Source organism: Pseudomonas sp. NY8896 (assembly GCF_039634505.1).
The window spans coordinates 6,074,335-6,100,321 of record NZ_CP132350.1 but is presented as its reverse complement, the minus strand read 5'-3'; the positions used below and the strand labels follow the sequence as shown (position 1 = coordinate 6,100,321).

The following is a 25,987-nucleotide window of genomic DNA, read 5'->3' as shown; positions in this document are numbered from 1 at the left end:
TCTGCAGGGGCGGGTTTGCCCGCTCCTGCAGGTGTCAATTGATGATGAATTGTGTCAATTGACCATTAATATTGGCGTCGAAGGATTTCAATAAATTGCAGGCAACAAAAAACCGACCCTAGGGTCGGTTTTTCGACTAGCGCGTCGCTTAGGCAGCTGCAGCTTCTTTCAGCGCCTTGATGTGGCCATTCAGACGGCCTTTGTGACGAGCAGCCTTGTTCTTGTGGATGATACCTTTGTCGGCCATACGGTCGATTACAGGTACAGCCAGAACGTAAGCGGCTTGCGCTTTTTCGGCGTCTTTTGCGTCAATGGCTTTAACTACATTCTTGATGTAGGTGCGGACCATGGAACGCAGGCTGGCGTTGTGGCTGCGACGCTTCTCAGCCTGTTTTGCACGTTTCTTGGCGGAAGGTGTGTTGGCCACCGTCGAGCTCCTCGAAAGACTTTAGGTAAATAGCAAACAAAATAGGCCGCGAATCATGCCGATCAGTAGATCGATTGTCAAGGCCACCTGCAAGGTTCCGCCGAGCGGTGCGCCAACAAGCGGGAAAGATTCCTTTCTGCTGCGCGACCTGTACACTCGGGAATTTTTGGCTCCCCTGCGAAGGCGCGGGAGTATCGCACATTCGGACGCTGTCTGGCAGCGTCCTCTGTCATTGGCGTGAATCTTTTCGATGAACCTGCTCAAATCCCTGGCTGCAGTAAGCTCGATCACCATGATTTCGCGGGTGCTGGGCTTCGTCCGCGACACCATCCTGGCGCGCATCTTCGGTGCCGGTGTCGCCACCGACGCCTTCTTCATCGCGTTCAAGTTGCCCAACCTGTTGCGGCGGATCTTCGCTGAAGGTGCATTCTCCCAGGCCTTCGTGCCGATCCTGGCCGAATACAAGACCCAGCAGGGCGAGGAGGCGACACGCACCTTCATTGCCTACGTCAGCGGCCTGCTGACCCTGGTCCTGGCCCTGGTGACCGCCATCGGTATCCTGGCGGCGCCCTGGGTGGTGTGGGCGACGGCCCCGGGTTTTGTTGACAGCGCCGAAAAATACGAGCTGACCACCGCCCTGTTGCGAGTGACCTTTCCTTATATATTGCTGATCTCGCTGTCTTCCCTGGCCGGTGCGATCCTCAATACCTGGAACCGTTTCTCGGTACCGGCCTTCACCCCGACCTTGCTGAACGTGGCGATGATCGCCTTCGCCGTGCTGCTGACACCGTACTTCGACCCGCCGATCATGGCCTTGGCCTGGGGCGTGCTGGCCGGTGGCCTGGCGCAGTTGCTGTACCAGCTGCCGGCACTGAAGAAGATCGGCATGCTCGTGCTGCCGCGCCTGAACTTAAAGGACGCCGGTGTGTGGCGGGTACTGAAGCAGATGCTGCCGGCGATTCTCGGGGTGTCGGTGAGCCAGATCTCGTTGATCATCAACACCATCTTCGCTTCCTTCCTGGTGGCCGGCTCGGTGTCGTGGATGTACTACGCCGACCGCCTCATGGAGTTGCCTTCGGGTGTGCTGGGCGTGGCATTGGGCACGATCCTGCTGCCGACCCTGGCCAAGACCTACGCCAACAAGGACCGCGAGGAGTACTCGCGGATTCTCGACTGGGGCCTGCGCCTGTGCTTCCTGCTGGTGCTGCCCTGCACCCTGGCGCTGGCCATTCTTGCCGAGCCACTGACCGTTGCGTTGTTTCAATACGGCAAATTCAGTGCGTTCGATGCGGCCATGACCCAGCGGGCGCTGATGGCCTATTCCGTGGGCTTGCTGGCGATCATTCTGGTCAAGGTACTGGCACCCGGCTTCTATGCGCAGCAGAATATTCGCACGCCGGTGAAAATCGCGATCTTCACGCTGGTTTGCACTCAGTTGTTCAACCTTGCCCTGGTCGGGCCGCTCGCACATGCCGGCCTGGCATTGGCGATCAGCCTCGGTGCCTGCCTGAATGCCGGCTTGCTGTTCTGGAAGCTGCGCAGTCAGCAGTTGTTCGAACCTCAGCCAGGCTGGGCAATGTTCCTGCTCAAGCTTGTTTTGGCAGTGGCACTCATGTCGGCGGTACTGTTGGCGGGCATGCACTATATGCCGGCCTGGGAGCAGGGCATCATGCTCGAGCGCTTCCTGCGCCTGGGGGCATTGATCCTGGCGGGCGTCGTGACGTATTTCGGCTGCCTGTACCTGTGCGGCTTCCGGCCTCGGCATTTCGCCCGCAAGGCCTTGCACTAAGGCTTGGGGCGGGTCAAACGTCGGTTTTTCGCATTCCACGCCGCCCTTGGGCGCTGCTGCCTGTCACCAGCGCCCGGGTGTGGTTATAATCGGCCACTTTATGAGCAAGAAGCGCGTTATGCAGCTGGTTCGAGGTCTTCACAACCTGCGCCCCGAGCACCGGGGCTGTGTCGCCACCATTGGCAACTTCGACGGGGTTCACCGCGGCCACCAGGCAATCCTGGCGCGTCTGCGCGAGCGCGGCCAGGCCTTGGGCCTGCCGACCTGCGTGGTGATCTTCGAACCGCAACCACGCGAGTACTTCGCCCCTGAAACCGCGCCGGCGCGCCTGGCCCGCCTGCGCGACAAGGTCGAGCTGCTGGCCGCCGAGGGCATTGACCGGGTTTTGTGCCTGGCGTTCAATCAGCGCCTGAGCAAGCTCAGCGCCGATGCCTTCGTCAAGGCCATCCTGGTCGACGGCTTGGGTGTGCGTCATCTCGAAGTGGGCGATGACTTCCGCTTTGGCTGCGACCGTGCTGGCGATTTCGCCTTCCTGATCGAGGCCGGCAAGCAGTACGGCTTTACCGTCGAGGCCGCCAACACGGTAATCCAGGACGGCCTGCGGGTCAGCAGCACCGAAGTGCGCAAGGCCCTGTCCGAGGGCAACTTCGAACTGGCCGAGCACCTGCTGGGTCGCCCGTACAGCATCACTGGCCGCGTACTGCATGGCCAGAAGCTGGCCCGCCAGCTCGGCACACCTACCGCCAATATCCAGCTCAAGCGCCGCCGCGTGCCGCTGTCCGGGGTCTACCTGGCCAGCATCGAAATCGACGGCAAGGCCTGGCCGGGTGTCGGCAATATTGGCGTGCGTCCCACCGTTGCCGGTGATGGGCGCCCGCACCTGGAAATTCATCTACTGGATTATGCCGGTGACCTGTATGGCCGGCGCCTGACGGTGGAGTTCCACCACAAGCTGCGTGAAGAGCAGCGATTCGCCTCCCTGGAGGCGCTGAAGTCGGCGATCGATGCGGATATCGCCGCCGCACGTGCACATTGGCACGCTCAACCGCTAACGAAGAGCCTGAAATGACCGACTACAAAGCCACGCTTAACCTTCCGGACACCGCCTTCCCCATGAAGGCCGGCCTGCCTCAGCGCGAACCGCAGATCCTGCAGCGCTGGGACAGCATTGGCCTGTACCAGAAGCTGCGCGAAATTGGCAAGGATCGTCCCAAGTTCGTCCTGCACGACGGCCCGCCCTATGCCAACGGCAAGATTCACATCGGTCATGCGCTGAACAAGATCCTCAAGGACATGATCGTCCGCTCCAAGACCCTGGCCGGCTTCGATGCGCCGTATGTACCGGGCTGGGACTGCCATGGCCTGCCGATCGAGCACAAGGTCGAGGTTACCCACGGCAAGCACCTGTCCGCCGACCGCACCCGCGAGCTGTGCCGCGAATACGCCGCCGAGCAGATCGAAGGGCAGAAGACCGAGTTCATTCGCCTGGGCGTGCTGGGTGACTGGGACAACCCGTACAAGACCATGAACTTCGCCAACGAGGCCGGTGAAATCCGCGCCCTGGCCGAGATGGTCAAGCAAGGCTTCGTGTTCAAGGGCCTCAAGCCTGTGAACTGGTGCTTCGATTGCGGTTCGGCCCTGGCTGAAGCGGAAGTCGAGTACGCCGACAAGAAATCCCAGACCATCGACGTGGCCTTCCCGGTTGCCGATGAAACCAAGCTGGCCGCTGCTTTCGGCCTGGCGTCGCTGGCCAAACCGGCCGCCATCGTGATCTGGACCACCACCCCGTGGACCATCCCGGCCAACCAGGCGCTGAACATCCACCCGGAGTTCAAGTACGCCCTGGTCGACACCGGCGAGCGCCTGCTGGTACTGGCTGAAGAGCTGGTCGAGTCGTGCCTCAAGCGCTACAACCTGGAAGGCTCGATCATTGCCACCGCCCAAGGTTCGGCGCTGGAGCTGATCAACTTCCGTCACCCGTTCTATGATCGCCTGTCGCCAATCTACCTGGCCGACTACGTCGAGCTGGGCGCGGGTACCGGCGTGGTGCATTCGGCACCTGCCTACGGTGAAGACGACTTCGTTACCTGCAAGCGCTACGGCATGGTCAACGACGACATCCTCACCCCGGTGCAGAGCAACGGTGTATATGTCGAGTCGCTGCCATTCTTCGGCGGCCAGTTCATCTGGAAGGCCAACCCGGCCATCGTCGAGAAGCTGAGCGAAGTCGGTGCGCTGATGCACACCGAAACCATCAGCCACAGCTACATGCACTGCTGGCGCCACAAGACCCCGCTGATCTACCGTGCTACTGCGCAGTGGTTCGTGGGCATGGACAAGCAGCCAACCACCGGCGAGCCGCTGCGTGAGCGCGCGCTGAAAGCCATCGAAGACACCAAGTTCGTGCCGGCCTGGGGCCAGGCGCGCTTGCATTCGATGATCGCCAACCGCCCGGACTGGTGCATTTCGCGTCAGCGCAACTGGGGCGTGCCAATCCCGTTCTTCCTGCACAAGCAGACCGGCGAACTGCACCCGCGCACTGTCGAGCTGATGGAGCAAGTGGCCAAACGCGTCGAGCAGGAGGGCATCGAGGCTTGGTTCAAGCTGGACGCCGCCGAGCTGCTGGGCGTTGAAGCCGACCAGTACGACAAGATCACCGACACCCTCGACGTGTGGTTCGACTCGGGTACCACCCATTGGCACGTGCTGCGTGGCTCGCACGACATCGGCCACACCACCGGCCCGGTCGCCGACCTGTACCTGGAAGGCTCTGACCAGCACCGTGGCTGGTTCCACTCGTCGTTGCTGACCGGTTGCGCCATCGACAACCACGCGCCATACCGCGAGCTGCTGACCCATGGCTTCACCGTGGACGAAAACGGCCGCAAGATGTCCAAATCGCTGGGCAACACCATCGAGCCGGAGAAGGTCAACAACACCTTGGGTGCCGACATCCTGCGCCTGTGGGTTTCGGCCACCGACTACTCCGGTGAAATGGCGGTTTCCGAGCAGATCCTGCAGCGCAGCGCCGACGCCTATCGCCGTATTCGCAATACCGCGCGCTTCTTGCTGTCCAACCTGTCCGGCTTCGACCCGGCCCGCGACCTGCTGGCCCCGGAAGACATGCTGGCACTGGACCGCTGGGCCGTGGACCGCACCCTGCTGCTGCAGCGCGAGCTGGAAGAGCACTACAGCGAGTACCGTTTCTGGAACGTCTACTCCAAGGTGCACAACTTCTGCGTTCAGGAACTGGGCGGCTTCTACCTCGACATCATCAAGGACCGCCAGTACACCACTGGTGCCAACAGTGTCGCCCGCCGCTCCTGCCAGACCGCGCTATACCACATCAGCGAGGCGCTGGTGCGCTGGATCGCGCCAATCCTGGCGTTCACCGCCGACGAAATCTGGCAGTACCTGCCGGGCGAGCGCAACGAGTCGGTAATGCTCAACGGCTGGTACCAGGGCCTGAGCGAGCTGCCGGAAGGCACCGAGCTGGACCGCGCCTACTGGGACCGCGTGATGGCGGTGAAGGCCTCGGTGAACAAAGAGCTGGAGAACCAGCGTACCGCCAAGGTGATCGGTGGCAACCTGCAGGCCGAAGTGACCCTGTACGCCGACGAAGGCCTGAGCGCCGACCTGGGCAAGCTGGGCGACGAACTGCGCTTCGTGCTGATCACCTCGGCCGCCAGCGTGGTGCCGTTCGCTCAGGCGCCGGCCGAAGCCGTGGCCACCGAAGTCGAAGGCCTCAAGCTGAAGGTGGTCAAGTCCGGCCACGCCAAGTGCGGCCGTTGCTGGCACTTCCGCGCCGACGTTGGCAGCCACCCGGAGCACCCGGAAATCTGCAGCCGTTGCGTCGACAACCTGAGCGGTTCGGGTGAGGTGCGCCACTATGCCTAACCCTGCAGCGGGGCGCTTCGGGCGCCTTGCATGGCTTTGGCTGAGCTTGCTGGTCCTGGTCCTCGACCAGGCCACCAAGCTGTACTTCAACAACGCCCTGACCATGTACCAGCAGATTGTGGTCATCCCTGACTACTTCAGCTGGACGTTGGCCTACAACACCGGTGCCGCGTTCAGCTTCCTCGCTGATGGCGCTGGCTGGCAGCGCTGGCTGTTCGCCCTGATCGCCGTGGTGGTCAGTGCCGTGCTGGTGGTATGGCTCAAGCGCCTGGGGCGCAACGAGACCTGGCTGGCCGTGGCACTGGCGCTGGTGCTGGGTGGCGCCATCGGCAACCTGTACGATCGCATCGTGCTGGGCCATGTGGTCGACTTCATCCTGGTGCACTGGCAGAACCGCCACTACTTCCCGGCCTTCAACGTGGCCGACAGCGCCATCACCGTTGGTGCGGTGATGCTGGCGCTGGATATGTTCAAGAGCAAGAAGTCCGAGGATCCGGTCCATGACTGACACCCGTATCGGCCAGAACACCGAAGTCACCTTGCACTTCGCGCTGCACCTGGAAAACGGCGACACCGTCGACAGCACGTTCGACAAAGCCCCGGCCACCTTCAAGGTTGGCGATGGCAACCTGCTGCCGGGCTTTGAAAGCGCCCTGTTCGGTTTCAAGGCCGGTGACAAGCGCACTGTGGTAGTGGCCCCGGAGAACGCTTTCGGCCAGCCTAACCCGCAGAACGTGCAGGTTATGCCGCGCTCCAACTTCGAAGGCATGGAGCTGTCCGAAGGCCTGCTGATCATCTTCAACGACGCCGCCAACACCGAGCTGCCAGGTGTGGTCAAAGCGTTCGATGACGACCAGGTGACCATCGACTTCAATCACCCATTGGCTGGCAAGACCCTGACCTTCGAGGTGGAGATCCTCGAGGTGAAGGCCCTGTAAGCCTGGAGCCGAGCATGCAAATCAAACTCGCCAACCCTCGCGGCTTTTGCGCGGGGGTCGACCGGGCGATCGAGATCGTCAACCGCGCGCTGGAAGTCTTCGGCCCGCCGATCTATGTGCGCCACGAAGTGGTGCACAACAAGTTCGTGGTGGAAGACCTGCGCAACCGTGGCGCCATCTTTGTCGAAGAGCTGGACCAGGTACCGGACGATGTCATCGTCATCTTCAGTGCCCACGGTGTTTCCCAGGCCGTGCGCCAGGAAGCGGCTGGCCGTGGCCTGAAAGTGTTCGATGCCACCTGCCCGCTGGTGACCAAGGTGCACATCGAAGTGGCCAAGTACAGCCGCGATGGCCGTGAGTGCATTCTCATCGGCCACGAAGGGCACCCGGAAGTCGAAGGCACCATGGGCCAGTACGACGCCAGCAACGGTGGCGCCATCTACCTTGTCGAGGACGAGGAAGATGTTGCCAACCTGCAGGTGCGCGACCCGGACCACCTGGCCTTCGTCACCCAGACCACGCTGTCGATGGACGACACCAGTCGCGTCATCGACGCCCTGCGTGCACGCTTTCCGAACATCGGTGGCCCGCGCAAGGACGACATCTGCTACGCCACCCAAAACCGCCAGGACGCCGTCAAGCAACTGGCAGGCGAGAGTGACGTGGTGCTGGTGGTCGGCAGCCCGAACAGCTCCAACTCCAACCGCCTGCGCGAGCTGGCCGAGCGCATGGGCACTCCGGCTTACCTGATTGATGGTGCCGAGGACCTGCAACGCGGCTGGTTCGACCAGGCCGCGCGTATCGGCATCACTGCCGGTGCTTCGGCCCCCGAAGTGCTGGTGCGTGGCGTGATCGAGCAACTCAAGGCTTGGGGCGCCACGGGCGCTGAAGAGCTGGATGGGCGGGAGGAGAACATCACCTTCTCGATGCCTAAAGAGCTGCGGGTTCGGTCGCTGATCTGATCAGGGCCTTGCGCACAGCGGATGATTCGGTTCGCCTGTGCGCAAGGCTACTCTGCCAGTGCTTGCCAGAACCACATGATAAGGGCTGTTGGTTTTTTCGCAGACTACAAGCCGGCCACTCAGCTGAGCGTTGTTTGGCTGCATCGGCACACCCTGTGCACTGAATTTCACCTGCCCCCCCGTATTCGCTGCGATGTACATGGGTCGAGAAAGCCGATGTTCACGCAGCACTTGCTGATTGTGCTCTAACACTGCACGCCAGCCATTCCCCCAATTACCGTCCAGCGCCACTACAACTACCGGTTGGCCCTGCAGCACGGCATGGCTGCGCGCACTGCGCAGTGCCTGGGCCAGATCTCGGGCCGCTGCCGCCCGGTGTAGGTCGTCACTCATCCTGGCGTAGGCCGGAATACCCAGCTGTGTCAGCAAGACAGCCACCGCCAAGGCCGACAACATTTGAATCAGTGTTACGCCGCGTTGCCTCACCGTGCATTCCTCCCTGGAAGTGCTTGGCTATAGCTTCACGTTCGCTGGCCAAGCGTTCTAGTCGGCCGGTTCCAAGGCTATTGCAGGAAAAGTCACGGGAGGTGCAAGGATGCACGTAAGGCAACGGGGCATGACGCTCCTGGAAGTGCTGTTGGCTGTCGCGGTTGTGGCCGTGGGCATGTTCGCAACCGCAGCGATGCAGTTGCAGGCATTGCAGGCGACGGAAAGCGCACGCCGTGATGGGCGGGCGGCGATGGCGGCGCATAGCGAGCTTGAGCGGAGGCGGCGATGAGGCGCCGCCAGATTGGGTTCGGTTTGCTTGAAGTTGTGATGGCACTGGCCATCGGGTTGCTGCTGCTGGCGGCGGCCAGCCAGCTCTTTACCTCCGCACACCAGGCTTGGCGCCTGCAAAGCACGGCAGTGCGTATGCAGGATGAAGCACGTCAGGCATTACTGCGTATGGCGCAGGACATCCGCATGACGGGGATGTTTGGCTGTCTTCAGCTCGGTCCAGGCGACTTCAACGCCCCGGGCTCACAGTTGGCTTTCGCCCGACCATTGGAAGTTGATTCCACTACCCTCAGCCTGGTTGTAGCGGAGTTGCCCGGACAGGCTGGCAAGTCTGACTGGCTCTTGCACACAGACTGCATCGAGAAAGTGAGCGTGGATGTGGATCCCAAAGAGGGCTATCCACTGGCGTTTCCTATCAGCAGATACGTCTACCAGCTCCAGGGCAACCAACTGAAGTTCAAGCGAGGAAGAAGCTTTCAGCCGCTGGTCGAGAATGTACGAGAGGCGCGCTTCGAACGTGTGCAAACACCCGAAGGAGTGAGAGTGGATATCGCGCTCACGTTGTACGAGCCCACGCTCAAACTCGAACAGCGCCATGAGCTTAGCGTGGCGCTGCGCAACTCGGTGCCGGGGCCATGAAGCGTCAACGCGGTGTCGTGCTGCTGTTGGCGTTGGTACTGAGCCTGCTGCTCGGCTTGCTGGCGGCCTCAGCCCTGAGTGATGCCTTGGTGGAAACGCGAATGGCCGGTCACCTGCGCGATGGTCTGCTGGCGCTCGAAGAAGCGGAGGCCACCTTGCAAGCAGGGGAGGCCGAGATCAAGCGTGCACCTCCTGATCCGTGTTCCGCGTGCATGCCGCCAGCTCGACCGCACGACCTGGCCGGGCAGTGGCACAGCACGCAAGAGGGCTATTTCCACCTGCAGAATCTTGGCCCGAGTAAGCGCGCGCAGGCCACCCTGTTTCGGATAACCGCCGTGAGCAAACAAACCCAGTCACGACAGGTACTGGAAGCCGTCTACGCCGTGGCCGACGACAAGATGCAACGCATGGCCTGGCGACAAAGACTCAGAGGAGACTGACATGCAGCAAGGCTTGAGCCTGATCGAGTTGTTGATTGTGCTGGCCGTGACCGGCATTCTGGCAGCCATTGCCTACCCCAGTTACAGCGACCAGCTTCGGCGAGCCGCGCGCAGCGAAGTGGTTGGCCTGCTGCATGATGCCGCCCTGCGTCTGGAGCGCCACCGCGTGCGCACCGGCGAGTATGCCGAGGGCGACCCGGCCTTGCCCGACGGTACCCGCTACTACAGCCTGCAGGCCCAGCGCGGCAGCGACACCTTCACGCTGCACGCCCGGCGGCTGCCGAATGGGCTGATGGCACAGGATGGCTGTGGCGATTTCCAGCTCGACCAGGCTGGCGCGCGCAGCAACCCCGGTGCCGTTGGTGGCAGCGAGCACTGCTGGGGAAGCTGAAGGTTGAATGATGCCCGGTGCATCGCGGTTTTACTTCAGGTGTTGGATCGACAGATGAACAAGCAAGTAGTGGTGGTCGGCGGCGGGGTGATTGGCCTGCTGACGGCGTTCAACCTGGCGGCAAAGGTCGGCCAGGTGGTGGTGTGTGATCAGGGCGAGGTTGGCCGCGAGTCGTCCTGGGCTGGCGGTGGCATTGTTTCGCCGTTGTACCCATGGCGCTACAGCCCGGCGGTGACCGCCCTGGCGCACTGGTCGCAAGACTTTTATCCACAGCTGGGCGAGCGCTTGTTCGCCAGCACCGGCGTCGACCCCGAAGTGCACACCACTGGGCTGTACTGGCTCGATCTGGACGACGAGGCCGAAGCGTTGGCCTGGGCCGAGCGCGAGCAGCGACCGCTTAGCGCCGTGGATATCTCGGCGGCCTATGACGCGGTGCCGGTGCTGGGCCCGGGCTTCAAGCGCGCCATCTACATGGCTGGGGTGGCCAATGTGCGCAACCCACGGTTGGTCAAATCGCTGAAGGCGGCGCTGCTGGCGCTGCCTAACGTGACCTTGCGCGAACACTGCCAGATCACCGGTTTCGTGCAGCAGGACGGGCGCGTGACCGGGGTGCAGACCGCCGACGGCGTGCTGGTGGCGGATGACGTGGTGCTCAGCGCTGGCGCCTGGAGTGGTGACCTGCTGCGTACCCTTGGCCTCGAACTGCCGGTAGAGCCGGTGAAGGGCCAGATGATCCTGTTCAAGTGCGCCGACGACTTCTTGCCGAGTATGGTGCTGGCCAAGGGGCGCTATGCGATCCCACGGCGTGATGGGCACATTCTGGTGGGCAGTACGCTGGAGCATGCCGGTTATGACAAGACCCCGTCCGGGGATGCGCTGGACAGCCTGAAGGCATCGGCGGTGGAGTTGTTGCCTGAGCTTGAGGGGGCCACGGTGGTGGCGCACTGGGCGGGGCTGCGGCCGGGCTCGCCGGAAGGTATTCCGTATATCGGGCCGGTGCCGGGGCATGCGGGGTTGTGGCTGAACTGCGGGCATTACCGTAATGGGCTGGTGCTGGCACCGGCTTCGTGCCAATTGTTTACCGACTTGCTGACCGGTGCCGAGCCGATTATCGACCCGGCGCCTTATGCGCCAGAAGGTCGTTTGGGCTGAGGGCTTCTTCGCGGGTAAACCCGCTCCCACAGGTGCAGCACAGGTTTGAAAACCGTGTGATCCCTGTGGGAGCGGGTTTACCCGCGAAAGGGCCAGCGAGCCTGTTAGAGCGCTCAACCGGTAATAGGAGCCTGCAAGTGCCGGCTTGGGTAATGCTGTTCATACACCTTGCACACCCGCAGCACCTGCTCATCGGCGAAGCGCCCGGCCACCACCTGCAGGCCCACCGGCAACCCTTCGCGGGTAAACCCGCAAGGCACCGAAGCCGCCGGCTGTTGCGTCAGGTTGAAGGGGTAGCTGAACGGCGTCCACTCCATCCACTGCGCCATCCCCGACCCAGGCGGCACGTTGTGCCCAGCCTCGAATGCCACCAGCGGCAGCATGGGGGATAGCAGCACGTCATAGCGCTGGTGGAAGGCATTCATCTTCGCTATCAACGCTGCCCGCGCCTCAAGCGCCTGGGTGTATTCGCGCAGGTTGATCTGCGCCCCTTGCTCGGCAATCCAGCGCAGCCCAGGGTCCAGCAGCGCCCGTTGCTCTTCGCTGAGCGCGCCGGCCAGGCGGGCCGCGCCGGCGAACCACAAGGTGTTGAAGGTTTCCAGCGGGTCGCTGAAGCCAGGGTCCACTTCCTCTACCTGCGCACCCAGCCGCGCCAGGCGTTGCACCGCTTGTGCCACCAGCGCCTGGACCTGCGGGTCGACCTGCACGTAACCGAAATTCGCGCTGTAGGCGATGCGCAGGCCGCTCAGGTCTTGCTGCTGGCCCAGCCACGGTGTCTGCCGTGGCGCACCGGCCAGGCCATCACGGGCATCGGGGCGAGCGACACAATCGAGCATCAGCACCGCGTCGTCCACGGTGCGCGTCATTGGCCCCAAGTGCGACAGCACGGTCATGGCGCTGGCTGGCCACTGCGGCACATAGCCGAAGGTTGGCTTGATGCCGAAGGTGCCGGTAAAGGCGCAGGGAATACGAATCGAGCCACCGGCATCGCTGCCCTGGTGCAGCACACCCAGGTTCAGCGCCGCGGCTGCCGCGGCACCACCCGACGAGCCGCCGGCAGTCAGCCTGGTATCCCAGGGGTTGCGGGTGATGCCGTACAGCGGATTGTCTGTTACCCCTTTCCAGCCGAACTCCGGCGTGGTGGTCTTGCCCACCAGCACCGCCCCGGCCTCACGCATGAACGCGGAGAAGGGCGCATCGATGTCCCATGGCCCGGCGCCCGAGGTGGTGCGCGAGCCTTTGCGGGTGGGCATGCCTCGGGTCAGGGTCAGGTCCTTGATCGAAGCGGGTATGCCATCCAGCCGGCCACAGGGCTCGCCACGTTGCCAGCGCTGTTCGCTGGCGCGGGCGGCGGCGCGGGCCCCTTCGCCGTCGACATGGCAGTAGGCGTTGACTGCCGGGTTGTGCAGGTCGATGCGCGCCAGCACATCGTCGACTACCTCGACTGGGGACAGTTGGCGGCGCTGGTACAGCTCGAGCAGTTCGACGGCAGTGAACTCGCCAATCGCGGTTTTCTGGGTCATCTCAACGGGCTCCCGGGTTGGCGGCCTGGAACATGGCGCGCAACAGTACGTCACAGCCGTCGGCCAGGTCCTGCGGTGCGGCATTTTCGATTTCGTTGTGGCTGATGCCGCCCTCGCACGGCACGAAGATCATCCCGGCCGGGCCCAGCTCGGCGAGGAAGATGGCATCGTGGCCGGCGCCGCTGACGATATCCATGTGGCTCAAGCCCAGCTCGCGCGCGCCCTGGCGCACGGCGTCCACGCACTGCTCGGCGAAATACAGCGGCGGGAAGTCGGCGGTCGGGGTCAGCGTGTAGCTCAGCCCGTGCTTGGCCGTGCTGCTTTCGATGGCGGCCTGTACTTCGCTGACCATGGCGGCGAGGTGCTTGGGGTCGAGGTGGCGCAGGTCGATGGTCATCTGCACCTGGCCTGGGATGACGTTGCGCGAGCCTGGGTGCAGGGTCAGGCAGCCCGCTGTGCCGCAGGCATGTGGCTGGTGGGCGTGGGCCGTGCGGTTGACCGCAGCCACCACGTCGGCGGCGCCGACCAGGGCGTCCTTGCGCAGGTGCATGGGGGTGGGCCCGGCATGTGCCTCGACGCCGGTCAGCACCAGGTCGAACCACTTTTGTCCCAGACAGCCCTGAACCACGCCAATGGTGGTGCGCTGGTCTTCCAGCACCGGGCCCTGTTCGATATGCGCTTCGAAGTAGGCGCCGACGGCATGCCCGGTCGGCACGCGTGGGCCGGCGTAACCGATGCGCTGCAGCTCCGCGCCAACCGACACGCCCTGCTCGTCGACCTTGTCCAGGGTCTCCTGCAGGCCGAACTTCCCGGCGAACACGCCCGAGCCCATCATGCAGGGCGGGAAGCGCGAGCCTTCTTCGTTGGTCCACACCACCACTTCCAGTGGGGCTTCGGTGGTCAGCTTCAGGTCGTTGAGCGTGCGCATCACCTCAAGGCCTGCCATGACGCCGTAGCAGCCATCGAACTTGCCGCCGGTGGGTTGGGTATCGATATGGCTACCGGTCATGACCGGCGGCAGGGCAGGGTTGCGGCCGGGGCGACGGGCAAAGATGTTGCCGATGGCGTCGACGCTGACCGTGCAGCCGGCCTCTTCGCACCAGCGTACGAACAGGTCGCGGGCCTGGCGGTCGAGGTCGGTCAGGGCCAGGCGGCACACGCCACCCTTGGCAGTGGCGCCGAGCTGGGCAAGGTCCATCAGCGATTGCCAAAGGCGCTCGCGGCTGACCAGTGAACCTTGGCCAAGCAAGTGCTGCGAAGGATCGATGCGGGTGTTCATGGGCGTTCTCCTTTCAGGCGCTCAGGGCCAGGTAACGGTTCTTGATGCTTGGGTCCTCGCGGAACTGCGCGGCGCTGCCCTGGTAGGCGACCCGGCCCTGTTCAAGCACGTAATGGCGATCGGCGAGTGCATCGCAGACCATCAGGTTTTGCTCCACCAGCAGGATCGACAGGCCTTCGTCCTTGATCCGCCGCAGGATCTTCACCAACTCGTCGACGATCACCGGGGCCAGGCCTTCGGTGGGTTCGTCGAGGATCAGCAGCTTGGGGCCGTTGAGCAGGGCGCGGGCGATGGCCAGCATCTGCTGCTCGCCACCGGACAGGGCGAAACCACCATTGCGGCGCCGCTCCTTGAGCCGTGGGAACATGCTGTAGACGTCCTCCAGCTGCCAGCGGCTGGCCTTGCGCACGGCTATCTTCAGGTTCTCTTCCACACTGAGCTGGCGGAAGATGCCACGGTGCTCAGGCACCAGGGCAATACCAAGCCGGGCGATATCGAAGATTTCACGGCCGACCAACTGTTGGCCGTTGAAGCTGATCTGCCCCTGCCGTGGGCGGACGATGCCAAGGATGCTGCGCAGGGTGGTGGTCTTGCCGGCACCATTGCGCCCGAGCAGCGTCACCAGTTCGCCTGCTTCAACCTTGAGCGAGACACCTTCGAGCACATGGCTCTTGTCGTAATAGGAGTGGATCGAATCGACGTTGAGCATCAGGCGGCCTCTCCAAGGTAGGCGGTGCGTACGCGCTCGTCGTTGCGCACCTGTTCAGGGGTACCCTCGACCAGAATCTGGCCGTGGCTCATCACCGTGATGCGCTGGCTGATCGACATGACGATGCTCATGTTGTGTTCGATCAGCAGCACGGTGTGGTCGCGGCCGAGGTCGCTGATCAGGTCGGTCATCACCGGAATGTCGTCGATGCCCATGCCCGAGGTGGGTTCGTCGAGCATCAGCAGGGTGGGCTTGGCGCAGATCGACATGCCCACTTCCAGCACCCGTTGCTGGCCGTGTGACAGCTCGCCGGCCAGGGTTTCGGCGCGGGCGCTCAGCTTCAGGCGTTCCAGCACCTGGTCGGCGGTGTTCCAGTGGCTGCGTTTGTGCTCCACACTGCGCCAGAAATTCAGGGCGCCCAGGCCGTCTCGGCCCTGGGCGGCCAAGCGCAGGTTTTCGCGCACGGACAGGTTTTGGAACAGGCTGGTGAGCTGGAACGAACGCGCCATGCCCAGCGCTACCCGCCCGTGGGACGGCTTGCGGATGATGTCCTGGCCGTTGAACAGGATCTTGCCCGCCGTGGCCTGACGCTCGCCGGTCAAGCAGTGGAACAGGCTGGTCTTGCCAGCACCGTTGGGGCCGATGACGGTGTGGATGGTGCCGGCGCGGACCTTGAGGTCAACGCCTGCGACTGCCTTGAACGGCCCGTAGGCCAGCTCCAGTTGGCGGGTTTCCAGGAGGTAGTCGCTCATCATAGGGTCTCCTTGGTCTTGGCCTGGGATTTGTCATTGGCACTGCGGGTGGCCAGCAGGCGCTTGCCCAGTTCGGCCAGTCCACCCCACAGGCCGCCCCGCATGAACACCACCACCAGAATCAGGATGACCCCCAGCAGCATCAGCCAGCGTGGCCACAGCTCCGACAGCACGTCACCCAGCAGCACGATGGCGCCGGCCCCCAGCAGTGAGCCGAACAACGAGCCGGTGCCGCCGACGATGGTCATGATCAGGATGTTCTCGCTCATCATCAGGTCGATGTTCGACAGCGGCGCAAAGTGCAGCAGCATGGCGTACAGCGCGCCGGCGATGCCGGTGATGGCGCCCGACAGCATGAACACCAGGATCTTGAAGTGGCGGGTGTCGTAGCCAATGGCGGCAGCGCGGGTCTCGTTCTCGCGGATAGCCAGCAGGGTGCTGCCGAATGGCGAGCGGATCACCCGCAAGGCAGCGGCGAAAATCAACAGGAACAGCCCGGCGACGAACACATAGAAATGCCGAGGGTCAGCCAGGTCGACCAGCACATGGCCGGCGATTTCGATGTTGGGCCGGGGCACATCGAGCAGGCCGTTGTCGCCGCCGGTCCAGCCGCTTAGGGTATAAGCCAGGAAATAGGCCATCTGGCTGAAGGCCAGGGTCAGCATGACGAAGTAGATGCCCGTGCGGCGGATCGCCAATGCGCCCACCAGCAGTGCCAGGAAGGCGCCGAACACGGCTGCGCCAAGCAGCGCGGCGAACATGCCCCAGTGCAGGTGAATCATCAGCAGCGCCGCGCCATAGGCGCCCACGCCAAAGAAGATGCCCTGGCCGAACGACAGCAGGCCGGTGTAGCCGAGCAGCAGGTTGCAGGCCAGGGCGGCCAGGGCAAAGATCAGGATTTCGGTGGCCAGGGTGGCCGAAGGCAGCAGCAACGGCAGCGCCACCAGGCTGGCAACCACCAGCAACAGCAGTGCCGGGGCGCGGCCCTTGGCGACTGGCAATGGGTTTTTCTCGCTCATGTCAGGCTCTCCCAAACAGGCCATAGGGACGGACCAGGATCACTGCGGCCATGGCGCCGTAGATCATCAGGCTGGCGCCTTGCGGCCAGAGGCTGGTCATCATGCTTTGCACCACACCCACCAGCAGGCCGCCAACCAGCGCACCGCCGAACGAGCCCATGCCGCCGATCACCACCACCACGAAGGCAATGCCGAGGATCTCCGGGCCGACGAAAGGCTGGGCGCCGCGTAGTGGTGCGAACAGCACACCCGCCACCCCGGCCAGGCCCACGCCCAGGGCGAAGGTCAGGGAGAACAGGCGAAAGATATTGGTGCCCAGCAGCGATACGGTTTCGGTGCTTTCGCTACCCGCGCGCACCAGTGCGCCGAAGCGGGTGCGCTCCAGCAGCAACCACAAGCCAACGCCGATCAGCGCGGCGAAGCCGATCAGGAACAGGCGGTAGTAGGGGTAGATGAAGTCACCGAGGATCAGCACGCCGCGCAGCTCCGGCGGTACGGCAATGTTCTTGCCCACCGGGCCCCAGATCAGCACCGAGGCTTCCTGGATGATCAGTGCGATGCCGAGGGTGACGAGGATCTGGAAGGTGTGCGGCAGGTGGTAGATGCGCTTGATCAACAGGCGCTCGACGGCCCACGCCAGTGCGGCCACTACCAGCGGCGCAATCAGCAGCGCCAGCCAGAAGTTGCCGGTTATCGCTACGGCGGTGTAGCACAGGTAGGCGCCCAGCAAGAAGAACGCACCGTGGGCGAAGTTGACGAAGTTGAGCAGGCCGAAAATGATCGTCAGGCCCACGGCGATGAGGAAGTAGATCATCCCCAGGCCCAGGCCGTTGAGCAGTTGGAACAGGTACAAATCGAGCATGAGCGTGCCCTCGACAGCGCGCGAGGCGGCTGCCTGTACAAGTGTTTGTGACTAACGCCGCGGCTTCAGGCCAGGGCGCAACCGGTGTGGTCGACCTCGACGAACGAGCGGCCCGAACTGATGACTTCGGCCAGGTCGTCCTCGTCGCGCATCTGCCCCTGGGGCTTGCCGCGCAGCAGGTAGTAATCCTTGAGCACCTGATGGTCACCCGGGCGGATCAGTTCTTCGCCGGTCGGGCCTTGGAAGCGCATGCCCTGCAATGCCGCAGACACGGCGGCACCGTCCAGGCTGCCAGCCTTGACGATGGCCTCGAGCATGACCTTGGTGCCGATGTAGTCAGCGGCCAGTGGGTAGTTGGGGTTGATGCCGTAAGCCTTGCGGGTGGCGGCGACCAACTGCTTGTTCAGCGGGGTATCGACCTGGTGCCAGTACTGCGCGCCCAGGTACACGCCCTCGAGCACGTCGCTGCCCAGCTCCTGGAACTGGTCGAGGCCGGCAGACCACACCATCAGCACTTTCATGCGGTCCTTGATGCCGAAGTTGACCGCCTGGCGCAGGGCGTTGGAGGCCTGGCTGCCGAAGTTGAGCAACACCAGCACGTCGGGTTTTGCGGCGATGGCGTTGGTCAGGTAGCCAGAGAATTCCTGTTCCTGCAGCGAGTGGTAGCTGTTACCGATGTGTTCCACCCCAAGCTCGGCGAACACCTTGCGGGCGTTGTCCAGCAACGCGTCACCGAACACGTATTGCGGGGTGATGGTGTACCAGCGCTTGGCCTGTGGTAGTTGGCGGATCATCGGCACCAAGGTTTCGCGAATGGCGCCGTAGGTGGGCACCGACCAGCGGAAGGTCGAGGCGTTGCAGTCTTTGCCGGTGATTTCGTCGGCGCCCACAGGCGTCATGAACACGCCGCCGGCTTTGTGGATTTCCTTCGACACCGCCAGTGCCGAGGAGGACAGGGTGCAGCCCTGGAAGAAGCGTGCGCCATCCTGGCCGATGGCTTCCTGTACCTTGCGCACCGCCTTGCCGGCGTTGCCTTCGGTGTCGATGACCTTGTACTTGAGCGGGTGGCCGAGCAGCTGGGGGTATTCGGCAATGGCCAGGCGCGAGCCCATGTCGGCGTACTTGCCGTAGCTGGCGAAGGCGCCCGACATGGACTTGAGCCCATAGAAGGTCAACGGTTGGTCGGCGAATGCCCGGTGCGCCCCCAAGGGGAGGCTACCTAAGGCACCCAGGGCAAGGCCTGCCTTGAGCAGGGTACGTCTTTGCATGAGTAACTCCTTGGTTGTGGTTATTAGGCAGGAGTGGCAATGACAAAGCGGGTACGGCCGGGCCTGTGTGCAGGCCTCTTTCCAGGCGCATCAGTGGTTGTGGTTGAACTCCAGCAGGAAGTTACGGGCAACCTCGCCTTCCAGCGCGGTCATGTGGTGCTCGGCGTCGCACATGTGTTCGTGCATCAGCCGGCGTACAGTGGGTTCGTCGCTGGCGCGCAGGGCGGTCAGCAGTTGCTTGTGGTAGTCGATGTTGGCGGCGGCGAACTGTTGGCGCTTGGGCAGGTAGGCCTTTTTCAGCACTACCAAGTCGCGCAACAGGTCGTTGAGGAACACCGCCATGAAACGCAGCAACGGGTTGGGGCAGCGGTCGGCCAGCAAGGTGTGGAACTCCAGCTCGGCCAGGCGCTGCTCGCGCTGGCCTTCTTCGCTGTCTTCCGGCGCGCTGCAGAAATCGATGTTGGCCTGCAGCACGGCATAGTCCGCTTCGCTCAGCTTGCCCATCACCGAGACCGCCAGCTCCACCTCGATGACTTTGCGCAGCTGGTACACCTGCTCGCCGTCCAGGTGTTGAAAGTGCAGGTAGTTGCGCAACGCACGGCTGGCCGGTTCGGTGCCCACTTCGTTCAGGTAGGCGCCGCCGGTCGGCCCGGTACGGGTGCTCACCAGGCCTTCGACCTCCAACGCCTTGAGCGCTTCGCGGGCGGTGCCCTTGGAACACTCGAAATGCTCCATCAGCTCACGTTCGGTGGGCAGGCGATCGCCTGGGTGCAGCGCTTCGGTGACGATCGAGCGCTTGACCGATTCGACGATCACATCGGACAGCTTCTGGCGCTTGCGTTTGGGTTTGAGCATTTCGCTATTTTTCATATTTATGCGGATAAATAGGATTTAGCGAATTTTACTGGGGTGGGTCAATGCTGGCGGCGGGGGAGGGGTCGTAAATGGTGTGAAAGGGTCGGGGAGGGATAAGTATCGGCAGGAGTATGCGTAGCGAGTGTAGGAGCGACGCAAGGTCGCTCCACAGCGGGCTTTGTGTTCAGTTCTGGCGGCCAGGGCCTTGCTGCAAGTGTGCCTGGCTGCAATACCAATCGTTGCCTTGCTGCAGCGCCCGGTCGTTGGGCAGGTGCACACCGCAATGGGCGCAGCGCACCATCTTCAGCGGCGCATCCAGCTTCGCCTCGGGGTGCGACTGTTGGCTGACTTTGAACTTGCGCCACAGCCAGAACGCGGCGGCGATCAGGGCAATCCAGAAAAGTAGGCGAACCATGGTGTCCAGCTTGTCGATTGAAGAAGCCGACAGTCTAGGACGCGGCCAATAAAAAAGGGAGGCCCAAGGCTTCCCTTTCATTTACCGCTGCGGGTCAGTCGAACAGACCAAAGGTCATGTAGCTGAACCAGGAGCGGTCTTTCTCGGCCTCTTTCGGGCCTTCCGGCACGATCGGGTCGCCGTTTTCGTCTTTAGGCAGCAGCTCTTGCGGCATCTCGTCACGCGCGTCCTGGAACTGCTTGACCACGTCCTGGTTGGCGCGGGTTTCGCCCGGCGGCAGCGGGGCGTCGGTCTCGATCAGGCCCAGGGTGGCCTTGGACAGCCAGCCACGGCCGTCAGACTCGGTCTGCTTGGGCTGGAACTCGCCATCGACCAGGCTCGGGTGGTCCGGGTAGTTGAGCTTGAGGGTTTCCAGGCTGCTGGCGGCCAGTTCGTCCAGGTGCATTTTCTGGTACGACTCGACCATCACTGCAAGGCCGTCACCGACCGATGGGGTTTCCTGGAAGTTCTCGACCACGTAGCGGCCCCGGTTGGCGGCAGCTACGTAAGCCTGGCGGCTCAGGTAGTAATCGGCCACGTGGATTTCGTACGAGGCCAGCAGGTTGCGCAGGTAGATCATGCGCTGCTTGGCGTCTGGCGCGTAGCGGCTGTTGGGGAAGCGACTGGTCAGCTGGGCGAACTCGTTGTACGAGTCGCGGGCGGCGCCCGGGTCACGCTTGGTCATGTCCAGTGGCAGGAAGCGCGCCAGCAGGCCACGGTCCTGGTCGAACGAGGTCAGGCCCTTGAGGTAGTAGGCGTAATCGACGTTCGGGTGCTGCGGGTGCAGACGGATGAAGCGCTCGGCGGCCGACTTGGCGGCCTCAGGCTCGGAGTTCTTGTAGTTGGCGTAGATCAGCTCGAGCTGCGCCTGGTCAGCATAGCGGCCGAACGGGTAGCGCGATTCCAGGGCCTTGAGCTTGTTCACGGCGCTGGTGTAGCTGGAGTTGTCCAGATCAGCCTGGGCCTGCTGGTACAGCTCGGCCTCGCTGAGGTTCTCGTCAATGACCTCTTTATTAGAGGAACAGGCCGCGGTAAGCCCGAGGATGGCGATCAGCAGCAGGTGTTTCACTTGCATGGCGGCTTGCGTCCCTTTGACGGCCGCTGTCTTGGGCGGTGCCGTCCTGTTATGATGAGCGCCCCGGCCAACCCCGGGACAAAAGAAGCCGTATTTAACCACAAGCTCGCAGCCGAAACCAAAGGCTGTGCGCCCGCCGAATCGAGCATGTCCGAGATCATTCAACTTAGCGCAGAGGTACCGTCCGAACTGGGCGGCCAACGCCTCGACCAGGTCGCCGCCCAATTGTTCGCCGAGTACTCGCGTTCGCGGCTAACTTCGTGGATCAAAGAGGGCCGCCTGACGGTCGATGGTGCAGTCGTGCGCCCTCGAGACCTCGTCTATGGCGGTTCGCTGCTTGCCTTGGAGGCCGAGCAAGAGGCCCAGGGTGAGTGGATCGCAGAAGATATCGAACTGGATATCGTCTACGAAGACGACCATATCATGGTGATCAACAAGCCTGCCGGGCTGGTCGTGCACCCGGCCGCCGGGCATGCCAGCGGTACGCTGCTCAATGCGCTGCTGCACCACGTGCCAGACATCGTCAACGTGCCGCGCGCCGGTATCGTTCACCGCCTGGACAAGGACACCACCGGCTTGATGGTGGTGGCCAAGACCTTGCAGGCGCAGACCAAGCTGGTCGAGCAGATGCAGGCCCGCAAGGTCAGCCGTATCTACGAGTGCATCGTGATTGGTGTGGTGACAGCCGGTGGCAAGATCGACGCGCCCATTGGCCGCCATGGCGGCATGCGCCAGCGCATGGCGGTAACCGACGGCGGCAAGCCGGCGGTCAGCCATTACCGTGTGCTCAAGCGCTTCCGCTCGCACACCCATGTACGAGTGAAGCTGGAAACCGGCCGCACCCACCAGATTCGCGTGCATATGGCCCATGTAGGTTTCCCCCTGGTTGGCGACCAGACGTACGGCGGGCGCTTCCGTATTCCGCCGGCTGCCAGCCCAACCATGGTCGAGGCGGTCAAGACCTTCCCGCGCCAGGCGCTGCATGCGCGTTTCCTCGCCTTGGCCCACCCGATTACCGGTGAAATCATGAAGTGGGAGTCGCCACTGCCGGATGACTTCGTCTGGTTGTTGTCGCTTTTGAACCAGGACCGCGAGAGCTTCATCGGATGAGTGGCCTGGCGCAGTCGCTGCTGATCCCCGACTGGCCGGCCCCGGCCTCGGTTCGCGCCTGTGTCACCACCCGTCAGGGCGGCGTCAGCCTGCCGCCTTATGAAACCTTCAACCTTGGCGACCACGTGGGGGACGACCCTGCCGCCGTCGCCGAGAACCGCCGTCGCCTCAGCGCCCCGTTCGGCATTCAGCCGGCCTGGCTCAAGCAGGTACATGGCCTGGTGGTGGCGGATGCCGACCCAGCCGTGGTGGCCGAGGCCGACGCCAGCTGGACCGACCAGCCTGGCATTGCCTGCACCGTAATGACTGCCGATTGCCTGCCTGCGCTGTTCTGTGACCGCGCGGGCACCCGTGTGGCCGCGGCACATGCAGGCTGGCGTGGGCTGGCTGGCGGTGTGCTGGAAGCCACCTTGGACCGCCTGGCACTGCCGGCGGAAGAGGTGCTGGTGTGGCTGGGGCCGGCCATTGGCCCGCAGGCGTTCGAGGTAGGGCTGGAAGTGCGCGATGCCTTCACTGCCGTGCATCCAGAAGCCGCCCGGGCGTTTGTCGAGGGCGAGCGGCCGGGCAAGCTGATGGCCGACATCTATGAGCTGGCGCGTATTCGCCTGGCTGCTCGTGGCGTCACTGCCGTTTATGGCGGTGGCTTTTGCACGGTCAGCGATCAGCGGTTCTTCTCCTATCGCCGTACCCCGCAGGGTGGGCGGTTTGCATCCTTGGTGTGGCTGGAGCCTCGCTAATCCAACAGGTTGACTTCGGTCAACCCCGCTACGCTTGAATCTTCCAGAATCAACCTTATCTATAAGGTCATCTCAGGCAGGTTCTTCATAAACAGGCGCTGTCCATCGCTCCGACCTGCCCTTTAAAGGAAGGTACACCATGCGAATAGACCGTTTGACCAGCAAGCTGCAACTTGCAATATCCGATGCCCAGTCCCTGGCCGTTGGCATGGACCACCCTGCCATCGAGCCCGTGCACCTGGTACAGGCGCTGCTTGAACAACAGGGCGGCTCCATCAAGCCTCTGCTGATGCAGGTAGGCTTCGACATCAACAGCCTGCGCCAAGGGCTGGTGAAAGAGCTCGACCAACTGCCGAAAATCCAGAACCCCACCGGCGATGTGAACATGTCGCAGGACCTGGCGCGCCTGCTCAACCAGGCCGACCGCCTGGCCCAGCAGAAGGGTGACCAGTTCATTTCCAGCGAACTGGTACTGCTGGCCGCCATGGACGAGAACAGCAAACTCGGCAAACTGCTGCTGAGCCAGGGCGTGACCAAGAAAGCCCTGGAAAACGCCATCAACAACCTGCGCGGCGGCGCGGCAGTGAATGACGCCAACGCCGAGGAATCGCGCCAGGCCCTGGACAAGTACACCGTCGACCTGACCAAGCGTGCCGAAGAAGGCAAGCTGGACCCGGTGATCGGCCGTGACGATGAAATCCGCCGTACCGTGCAGGTACTGCAACGCCGTACCAAGAACAACCCGGTGCTGATCGGTGAGCCTGGCGTGGGTAAAACCGCCATCGCCGAGGGCCTGGCCCAGCGCATCATCAATGGTGAAGTGCCAGACGGCCTCAAGGGCAAGCGCCTGCTGGCGCTGGACATGGGGGCGCTGATTGCCGGTGCCAAATACCGCGGCGAGTTCGAAGAGCGTCTGAAAGGCCTGCTGAACGAGCTGTCCAAGCAGGAAGGCCAGATCATCCTGTTCATCGACGAACTGCACACCATGGTCGGCGCTGGCAAAGGCGAGGGCGCCATGGACGCCGGCAACATGCTCAAGCCGGCCCTGGCCCGCGGCGAGTTGCACTGCGTCGGTGCCACTACGCTGAACGAGTATCGCCAGTTCATCGAGAAGGACGCCGCCCTGGAGCGCCGTTTCCAGAAGGTGCTGGTAGAGGAGCCGAGCGAGGAAGACACCATCGCCATCCTGCGTGGCCTGAAAGAGCGCTATGAAGTGCACCACAAGGTGGCCATCACCGACGGTGCAATTATCGCTGCGGCCAAGCTCAGCCATCGCTACATCACTGACCGCCAGTTGCCGGACAAGGCCATTGACCTGATCGACGAAGCGGCCAGCCGTATCCGTATGGAGATCGACTCCAAGCCGGAAGTGCTCGACCGCCTTGATCGCCGCCTGATCCAGTTGAAGGTGGAGTCGCAGGCGCTGAAGAAAGAAGAAGACGAAGCGGCAAAAAAACGCCTGGAGAAGCTGACCGAGGAAATCGAGCGGCTGGAGCGTGAGTATTCCGACCTGGAGGAAATCTGGGCCTCGGAAAAAGCCGAAGTGCAGGGCTCGGCGCAGATCCAGCAAAAGATCGAGCAGGCTCGCCAGGAGCTGGAAACCGCCCGTCGCAAAGGCGACCTGAGCCGCATGGCCGAACTGCAGTACGGGGTGATCCCGGACTTGGAGCGCAGCCTGCAGATGGTCGACCAGCACGGCAAGACCGAGAACCAGTTGCTGCGCAACAAGGTGACCGAGGAAGAAATTGCCGAAGTGGTGTCGAAGTGGACCGGTATTCCCGTGGCCAAGATGCTCGAAGGCGAGCGTGAGAAGCTGCTGAAGATGGAAGCGTTACTGCACCAGCGCGTGATCGGTCAGGGCGAGGCGGTAACCGCCGTGGCGAACGCCGTGCGCCGCTCGCGTGCCGGGCTGTCCGACCCGAACCGGCCAAGTGGTTCGTTCCTGTTCCTCGGCCCTACCGGCGTGGGCAAGACCGAACTGTGCAAGGCGCTGGCCGAGTTCCTGTTCGACACCGAAGAGGCGATGGTGCGCATCGACATGTCCGAGTTCATGGAGAAGCACTCCGTGGCTCGCCTGATTGGTGCACCGCCAGGCTATGTAGGTTATGAAGAGGGCGGCTACCTGACCGAGGCTGTACGGCGCAAGCCATACTCGGTGGTGCTGCTGGACGAGGTGGAGAAGGCCCACCCGGATGTGTTCAACGTACTGCTGCAGGTGCTGGAAGACGGCCGCCTGACTGACAGTCATGGGCGCACCGTGGACTTCCGCAACACCGTGATCGTGATGACTTCCAACCTGGGCTCGGCGCAGATTCAGGAGCTGGTGGGTGACCGCGAGGCGCAACGTGCGGCGGTGATGGATGCGGTGGGTGCGCACTTCCGTCCGGAGTTCATCAACCGCATCGACGAAGTGGTGGTGTTTGAGCCACTGGGCCGTGAGCAGATCGCCGGCATTACCGAGATTCAGCTGGGCCGCCTGCGCAGCCGTCTGCTGGAGCGCGAACTGTCGCTGAGCTTGAGCCCGGACGCGTTGGACAAGCTGATTGCCGTGGGTTACGACCCTGTATACGGCGCACGGCCGCTGAAGCGGGCAATCCAGCGCTGGATCGAAAACCCATTGGCGCAGCTGATCCTGGCAGGCAAGTTTGTGCCGGGTGCGGCGATTACCGCCAAGGTGGAAGGCGACGAAATCGTCTTTGGCTAATTTGCATCCTCATGAGCCCCGCATCTGCGGGGCTTTTTTTTGCTTCTTTACAGGCGCTGTGGATACCGAGAGGGGCGGGTTTGCCAGCGAAGAAGCCGGCACAGCCCAGTAAAACCGGGGCTTTCCGGCCGCTTTGGATAACCTGCTGAAATTTTTGAAATTTTTGCTTGCATCATATTTAGAGTGCCCCTAATATACGCCGCGTTGTCAGGCACTAAGCGAATCACC

26 protein-coding genes are annotated in these 25,987 nt (G+C 63.1%); 14 read left to right on the top strand and 12 right to left on the bottom strand.

Features of this window, described 5'->3' with window-relative positions; genetic code table 11:
* Nucleotides 1-148: 148 nt before the first annotated feature.
* Nucleotides 149-427: a 30S ribosomal protein S20 gene (gene rpsT, locus Q9451_RS27575; protein ID WP_003247625.1), complete on the bottom strand. Its 279-nt coding sequence runs from the start codon at nt 425-427 to the stop codon at nt 149-151.
* Nucleotides 428-677: 250 nt separating this feature from the next.
* Here rpsT and murJ point away from each other — a divergent pair, with 250 nt between their 5' ends.
* From murJ to ispH, 6 genes are all read left to right on the top strand, one after another.
* Entirely contained in the window at nt 678-2,216 is a 1,539-nt protein-coding gene (gene murJ, locus Q9451_RS27570) for a murein biosynthesis integral membrane protein MurJ (RefSeq protein ID WP_012270367.1), read from the top strand.
* A 118-nt stretch (nt 2,217-2,334) separates the two neighbouring features.
* The gene (gene ribF / locus Q9451_RS27565) at nt 2,335-3,285 is read left to right on the top strand and encodes a bifunctional riboflavin kinase/FAD synthetase (RefSeq protein WP_041166363.1); all 951 of its coding nucleotides are present in this window, start codon (nt 2,335-2,337) and stop codon (nt 3,283-3,285) included.
* Entirely contained in the window at nt 3,282-6,113 is a 2,832-nt protein-coding gene (gene ileS / locus Q9451_RS27560; protein ID WP_012270369.1) for an isoleucine--tRNA ligase, read from the top strand. Before ribF ends, ileS begins: the two co-directional genes overlap by 4 nt.
* Entirely contained in the window at nt 6,106-6,621 is a 516-nt protein-coding gene (gene lspA / locus Q9451_RS27555) for a signal peptidase II (RefSeq protein WP_012270370.1), read from the top strand. Before ileS ends, lspA begins: the two co-directional genes overlap by 8 nt.
* Nucleotides 6,614-7,051 (top strand): FKBP-type peptidyl-prolyl cis-trans isomerase, encoded by a 438-nt coding sequence (gene fkpB / locus Q9451_RS27550; protein WP_012270371.1) that lies wholly within the window; start codon nt 6,614-6,616, stop codon nt 7,049-7,051. Before lspA ends, fkpB begins: the two co-directional genes overlap by 8 nt.
* A gap of 14 nt (nt 7,052-7,065) precedes the next feature.
* The gene (ispH, locus tag Q9451_RS27545) at nt 7,066-8,013 is read left to right on the top strand and encodes a 4-hydroxy-3-methylbut-2-enyl diphosphate reductase (protein ID WP_010951872.1); all 948 of its coding nucleotides are present in this window, start codon (nt 7,066-7,068) and stop codon (nt 8,011-8,013) included.
* On the opposite strand, the gene Q9451_RS27540 is transcribed toward ispH, so the two are convergent.
* Nucleotides 8,014-8,499, bottom strand: a complete 486-nt coding sequence (locus Q9451_RS27540; protein ID WP_012270372.1) for a GspH/FimT family protein — start codon at nt 8,497-8,499, stop codon at nt 8,014-8,016. It abuts the gene before it with no gap.
* A gap of 109 nt (nt 8,500-8,608) precedes the next feature.
* Between Q9451_RS27540 and Q9451_RS27535 the strand changes: the two genes are divergently transcribed.
* The 5 genes from Q9451_RS27535 to thiO are packed head-to-tail and all read left to right on the top strand — an operon-like array spanning nt 8,609 to nt 11,412.
* Entirely contained in the window at nt 8,609-8,791 is a 183-nt protein-coding gene (locus Q9451_RS27535) for a prepilin-type N-terminal cleavage/methylation domain-containing protein (protein WP_041166364.1), read from the top strand.
* On the top strand, nt 8,788-9,429 hold the full coding sequence (locus tag Q9451_RS27530; protein WP_012270374.1) for a prepilin-type N-terminal cleavage/methylation domain-containing protein: 642 nt from the start codon (nt 8,788-8,790) through the stop codon (nt 9,427-9,429). The genes Q9451_RS27535 and Q9451_RS27530 overlap by 4 nt, the downstream gene beginning before the upstream one ends.
* On the top strand, nt 9,426-9,869 hold the full coding sequence (locus tag Q9451_RS27525) for a hypothetical protein (protein ID WP_012270375.1): 444 nt from the start codon (nt 9,426-9,428) through the stop codon (nt 9,867-9,869). The genes Q9451_RS27530 and Q9451_RS27525 overlap by 4 nt, the downstream gene beginning before the upstream one ends.
* Before the next feature lies 1 nt (nt 9,870).
* Nucleotides 9,871-10,260, top strand: a complete 390-nt coding sequence (locus Q9451_RS27520; RefSeq protein ID WP_012270376.1) for a type IV pilin protein — start codon at nt 9,871-9,873, stop codon at nt 10,258-10,260.
* A 54-nt stretch (nt 10,261-10,314) separates the two neighbouring features.
* Nucleotides 10,315-11,412: a glycine oxidase ThiO gene (gene thiO / locus Q9451_RS27515; RefSeq protein WP_012270377.1), complete on the top strand. Its 1,098-nt coding sequence runs from the start codon at nt 10,315-10,317 to the stop codon at nt 11,410-11,412.
* Nucleotides 11,413-11,525: 113 nt separating this feature from the next.
* Here the strand turns inward: thiO and Q9451_RS27510 are convergent, their stop codons facing one another.
* From Q9451_RS27510 to Q9451_RS27465, 10 genes are all read right to left on the bottom strand, one after another.
* Nucleotides 11,526-12,935 (bottom strand): amidase, encoded by a 1,410-nt coding sequence (locus Q9451_RS27510; RefSeq protein ID WP_012270378.1) that lies wholly within the window; start codon nt 12,933-12,935, stop codon nt 11,526-11,528.
* A 1-nt stretch (nt 12,936) separates the two neighbouring features.
* Nucleotides 12,937-14,214, bottom strand: a complete 1,278-nt coding sequence (locus Q9451_RS27505) for a Zn-dependent hydrolase (RefSeq protein ID WP_345960815.1) — start codon at nt 14,212-14,214, stop codon at nt 12,937-12,939.
* Between the two features lie 13 nt (nt 14,215-14,227).
* Nucleotides 14,228-14,923: an ABC transporter ATP-binding protein gene (locus Q9451_RS27500; RefSeq protein WP_012051120.1), complete on the bottom strand. Its 696-nt coding sequence runs from the start codon at nt 14,921-14,923 to the stop codon at nt 14,228-14,230.
* Entirely contained in the window at nt 14,923-15,675 is a 753-nt protein-coding gene (locus tag Q9451_RS27495; RefSeq protein WP_041166365.1) for an ABC transporter ATP-binding protein, read from the bottom strand. The genes Q9451_RS27500 and Q9451_RS27495 overlap by 1 nt, the downstream gene beginning before the upstream one ends.
* Complete coding sequence (locus Q9451_RS27490; protein ID WP_012270381.1) at nt 15,675-16,694, bottom strand: branched-chain amino acid ABC transporter permease; 1,020 nt, start codon at nt 16,692-16,694, stop codon at nt 15,675-15,677. Before Q9451_RS27490 ends, Q9451_RS27495 begins: the two co-directional genes overlap by 1 nt.
* 1 nt (nt 16,695) lies before the next feature.
* A complete protein-coding gene (locus Q9451_RS27485) occupies nt 16,696-17,556 on the bottom strand; it encodes a branched-chain amino acid ABC transporter permease (RefSeq protein WP_012270382.1) in 861 nt (286 codons plus the stop codon).
* A gap of 65 nt (nt 17,557-17,621) precedes the next feature.
* Nucleotides 17,622-18,824 (bottom strand): ABC transporter substrate-binding protein, encoded by a 1,203-nt coding sequence (locus Q9451_RS27480; RefSeq protein ID WP_012270383.1) that lies wholly within the window; start codon nt 18,822-18,824, stop codon nt 17,622-17,624.
* 90 nt (nt 18,825-18,914) lie between these two features.
* On the bottom strand, nt 18,915-19,679 hold the full coding sequence (locus tag Q9451_RS27475; RefSeq protein ID WP_041166366.1) for an FCD domain-containing protein: 765 nt from the start codon (nt 19,677-19,679) through the stop codon (nt 18,915-18,917).
* Between the two features lie 184 nt (nt 19,680-19,863).
* A complete protein-coding gene (locus tag Q9451_RS27470; protein ID WP_012270385.1) occupies nt 19,864-20,094 on the bottom strand; it encodes a PP0621 family protein in 231 nt (76 codons plus the stop codon).
* 94 nt (nt 20,095-20,188) lie between these two features.
* Nucleotides 20,189-21,208: an outer membrane protein assembly factor BamD gene (locus Q9451_RS27465; RefSeq protein WP_012270386.1), complete on the bottom strand. Its 1,020-nt coding sequence runs from the start codon at nt 21,206-21,208 to the stop codon at nt 20,189-20,191.
* 147 nt (nt 21,209-21,355) lie between these two features.
* On the opposite strand from Q9451_RS27465, the gene rluD reads away from it, so the two are divergent.
* The 3 genes from rluD (at nt 21,356) to clpB (ending at nt 25,759) form a co-directional block, all read left to right on the top strand.
* The gene (gene rluD, locus Q9451_RS27460; RefSeq protein ID WP_041166635.1) at nt 21,356-22,318 is read left to right on the top strand and encodes a 23S rRNA pseudouridine(1911/1915/1917) synthase RluD; all 963 of its coding nucleotides are present in this window, start codon (nt 21,356-21,358) and stop codon (nt 22,316-22,318) included.
* Nucleotides 22,315-23,055: a peptidoglycan editing factor PgeF gene (pgeF, locus tag Q9451_RS27455; RefSeq protein ID WP_012270388.1), complete on the top strand. Its 741-nt coding sequence runs from the start codon at nt 22,315-22,317 to the stop codon at nt 23,053-23,055. The genes rluD and pgeF overlap by 4 nt, the downstream gene beginning before the upstream one ends.
* Nucleotides 23,056-23,194: 139 nt before the next feature.
* Nucleotides 23,195-25,759 (top strand): ATP-dependent chaperone ClpB, encoded by a 2,565-nt coding sequence (clpB, locus tag Q9451_RS27450; protein WP_012270389.1) that lies wholly within the window; start codon nt 23,195-23,197, stop codon nt 25,757-25,759.
* Nucleotides 25,760-25,987 lie beyond the last annotated feature (228 nt).

Coding starts and splice junctions, on each gene's coding strand:
- Q9451_RS27475 (WP_041166366.1), bottom strand. CDS start 19,679: ATGCTCAAACCCAAACGCAAGCGCCAGAAGCTGTCCGATGTGATCGTC.
- Q9451_RS27500 (WP_012051120.1), bottom strand. CDS start 14,923: ATGCTCAACGTCGATTCGATCCACTCCTATTACGACAAGAGCCATGTG.
- ribF (WP_041166363.1), top strand. CDS start 2,335: ATGCAGCTGGTTCGAGGTCTTCACAACCTGCGCCCCGAGCACCGGGGC.
- Q9451_RS27490 (WP_012270381.1), bottom strand. CDS start 16,694: ATGAGCGAGAAAAACCCATTGCCAGTCGCCAAGGGCCGCGCCCCGGCA.
- pgeF (WP_012270388.1), top strand. CDS start 22,315: ATGAGTGGCCTGGCGCAGTCGCTGCTGATCCCCGACTGGCCGGCCCCG.
- Q9451_RS27470 (WP_012270385.1), bottom strand. CDS start 20,094: ATGGTTCGCCTACTTTTCTGGATTGCCCTGATCGCCGCCGCGTTCTGG.
- ileS (WP_012270369.1), top strand. CDS start 3,282: ATGACCGACTACAAAGCCACGCTTAACCTTCCGGACACCGCCTTCCCC.
- clpB (WP_012270389.1), top strand. CDS start 23,195: ATGCGAATAGACCGTTTGACCAGCAAGCTGCAACTTGCAATATCCGAT.
- Q9451_RS27495 (WP_041166365.1), bottom strand. CDS start 15,675: ATGAGCGACTACCTCCTGGAAACCCGCCAACTGGAGCTGGCCTACGGG.
- ispH (WP_010951872.1), top strand. CDS start 7,066: ATGCAAATCAAACTCGCCAACCCTCGCGGCTTTTGCGCGGGGGTCGAC.
- Q9451_RS27465 (WP_012270386.1), bottom strand. CDS start 21,208: ATGCAAGTGAAACACCTGCTGCTGATCGCCATCCTCGGGCTTACCGCG.
- Q9451_RS27480 (WP_012270383.1), bottom strand. CDS start 18,824: ATGCAAAGACGTACCCTGCTCAAGGCAGGCCTTGCCCTGGGTGCCTTA.
- murJ (WP_012270367.1), top strand. CDS start 678: ATGAACCTGCTCAAATCCCTGGCTGCAGTAAGCTCGATCACCATGATT.
- lspA (WP_012270370.1), top strand. CDS start 6,106: ATGCCTAACCCTGCAGCGGGGCGCTTCGGGCGCCTTGCATGGCTTTGG.
- Q9451_RS27505 (WP_345960815.1), bottom strand. CDS start 14,214: ATGAACACCCGCATCGATCCTTCGCAGCACTTGCTTGGCCAAGGTTCA.
- Q9451_RS27485 (WP_012270382.1), bottom strand. CDS start 17,556: ATGCTCGATTTGTACCTGTTCCAACTGCTCAACGGCCTGGGCCTGGGG.
- thiO (WP_012270377.1), top strand. CDS start 10,315: ATGAACAAGCAAGTAGTGGTGGTCGGCGGCGGGGTGATTGGCCTGCTG.
- Q9451_RS27510 (WP_012270378.1), bottom strand. CDS start 12,935: ATGACCCAGAAAACCGCGATTGGCGAGTTCACTGCCGTCGAACTGCTC.
- Q9451_RS27525 (WP_012270375.1), top strand. CDS start 9,426: ATGAAGCGTCAACGCGGTGTCGTGCTGCTGTTGGCGTTGGTACTGAGC.
- rluD (WP_041166635.1), top strand. CDS start 21,356: ATGTCCGAGATCATTCAACTTAGCGCAGAGGTACCGTCCGAACTGGGC.
- Q9451_RS27520 (WP_012270376.1), top strand. CDS start 9,871: ATGCAGCAAGGCTTGAGCCTGATCGAGTTGTTGATTGTGCTGGCCGTG.
- Q9451_RS27535 (WP_041166364.1), top strand. CDS start 8,609: ATGCACGTAAGGCAACGGGGCATGACGCTCCTGGAAGTGCTGTTGGCT.
- Q9451_RS27530 (WP_012270374.1), top strand. CDS start 8,788: ATGAGGCGCCGCCAGATTGGGTTCGGTTTGCTTGAAGTTGTGATGGCA.
- fkpB (WP_012270371.1), top strand. CDS start 6,614: ATGACTGACACCCGTATCGGCCAGAACACCGAAGTCACCTTGCACTTC.